The sequence below is a fragment of the bacterium genome (genome assembly GCA_024224155.1).
GTDB lineage: Bacteria > Acidobacteriota > Thermoanaerobaculia > Multivoradales > JAHEKO01 > CALZIK01.
On the sequence record JAAENP010000307.1, the window covers coordinates 1 to 2,013 of the forward strand.

Genomic DNA, 2,013 nt, shown 5'->3' on the forward strand with positions numbered 1-2,013 from the left:
CATCGTCCTGGCGAGGCGATGCAGACGGACTTCACCTGGGCGACCGAGCTGGAGATCACGATCGCCGGCGAGCCGTTTGTTCACCTGCTGTGCCACAGCGTGCTGCCGTACTCGAACTGGGAGTGGGCGACGCCGTGCTTGTCGGAATCGTTGAGTGCGTTGCGTCGCGGGGTGCAGTCGGCGGTGTTCCGGCTGGGTCGGCGTACGCAGTCGCACCAGACCGACAACTCGACGGCGGCGACCCACAAGCTGGCGGCGGCCGACAAACTGAGGACCGGCGGCGGTCGGGGCTTCAACGAAGACTACAAAGCTCTGATGCGTCATCTGGGGATGGAGCCGCGGACGATCGCCATCGGCTGCAAGGAGCAGAACGGCGACATCGAGGCGGCGAATGGGGCGTTGAAGCGTCGCCTGGAGCAGCATCTGTTGCTTCGCCGGAACCGGGACTTCGACAGCCGCGAGGCCTACGAGCAGTGGTTGCGAAGCATCGTGGAGAAGGCGAACCGGCCGCGCCAGAAGCGGCTGCGTGAGGAGCTGGAGCACATGGAAGCGGTGCGGGTGGAGCGTTTGGCGGAATTCACCGAGGAGCGGGTGCGGGTGACGTCGTGGAGCACGATCAGGGTCAAGCACAACACCTACTCGGCGCCGTCGCGCCTCGTCCGCCAGTGGGTGAATGTCCGGGTCTACGAAGACCGGCTGGAGGTGTACTACGCCCAGCAGCGCCAGCTCGAGGTGGAACGTCTGCGGGGGCGCGGGGGGCGGCGCATCAACTACCGCCACATCATCTGGTCGTTGGTCAAGAAGCCCGGGGCGTTTGCCCGCTACCGCTATCGCGAGGAGCTGTTTCCGAGCCTGACCTTCCGCCGTGGCTATGACCGCCTGCTTGAAGGCCGTGTGGAGCGTGCCGCGGATTTGGAGTACCTGCGCATTCTGCACCTGGCGGCATCGACGATGGAATCGGAGGTGGAGACCGCCCTGGAGCTCTTGCTCGAGGAGAGGGAAGTGCCTCTGTACGACCGCGTACGGTCGTTGCTCGGACAGTCGAAGCCGGAGGTGCCCGAGGTGGCCACGCCACAGGTCGACCTGGCGGTCTATGACAGCTTGCTGGGCCTTGAGGAGGTGGCGTCATGAGCGCGGCCGACAGCGTCGAGATGCTGCTGCGCGAGCTGAAGCTGCCGTCGTTTGTGGCGCACCATCAGGCGTTGGCCGAGCAGGCCGAGCAGGGCGGCTGGGGATTCCAGCAGTACCTCCTGCAGCTGGCCGAGATCGAGGTCAAGGAGCGCCATGAGCGCAAGATCCTGCGCCTGCGGAAGTTCTCTCAGTTGCCCGCGGAGAAGACCCTCGCGACGCTCCAGCTCAAGCGGTTGCCGGCGCGGGTGCGACGCACGCTACCGACGCTGTGCGAAGGTGGCTTCGTCGAGCGCGCGGAGAATCTCCTGGCCTTCGGCCTGCCGGGGCGTGGCAAGACGCATCTGGTGTGTGCCATCGGCCACGAGCTCGTCGACCGTGGCTACAAGGTGCTGTTCACGCCGGCCTACCGCCTGGTCCAGCGCCTGCTCGCCGCCAAACGCGAGCTCATGCTGCCGCTGGAGATGCGTCGGCTGGACCGCATCGACGCCATCATCCTCGACGACATCGGCTACATCCAGCAAGACCGCGAGGAGATGGAGGTGCTCTTCACGCTTCTGGCGGAGCGCTACGAGCGCCGGAGCGTGATCCTCACCAGCAACCTGGTCTTCTCCCAGTGGGACAAGATCTTCAAAGATCCGATGACCACCGCGGCGGCCATCGATCGGTTGGTCCACCACGCGACGATCCTCGAGATCACGGGCAAGAGCTTCCGCAACGAGGAGGCAGAGAAACGCCAGCGCGAGCAGCGACGCCGGTCGGCTCCAGTGAAAGAGAGAAGAAGTTAGGAGGGGCGCGCGCGGCGGGCTGCCCCTCGCTTCGCTTGCCACGCCCTAGGCCGTCGGCCGCGCGCGCCTGGAAGCACGCTCCTGGCTTCGCCAGATC

Annotated in this window: 2 protein-coding genes; both read left to right on the plus strand. The window is 66.0% G+C overall.

The window, feature by feature from the left end; all coding sequences use genetic code 11:
* The coding region (locus GY769_15960; protein MCP4203413.1) for a transposase family protein at positions 1 to 1,131 on the plus strand (1,131 nt) is incomplete at its 5' end.
* Positions 1,128 to 1,916: an ATP-binding protein gene (locus GY769_15965; protein MCP4203414.1), complete on the plus strand. Its 789-nt coding sequence runs from the start codon at positions 1,128 to 1,130 to the stop codon at positions 1,914 to 1,916. The genes GY769_15960 and GY769_15965, both read left to right, overlap by 4 nt.
* Positions 1,917 to 2,013: the final 97 nt, after the last annotated feature.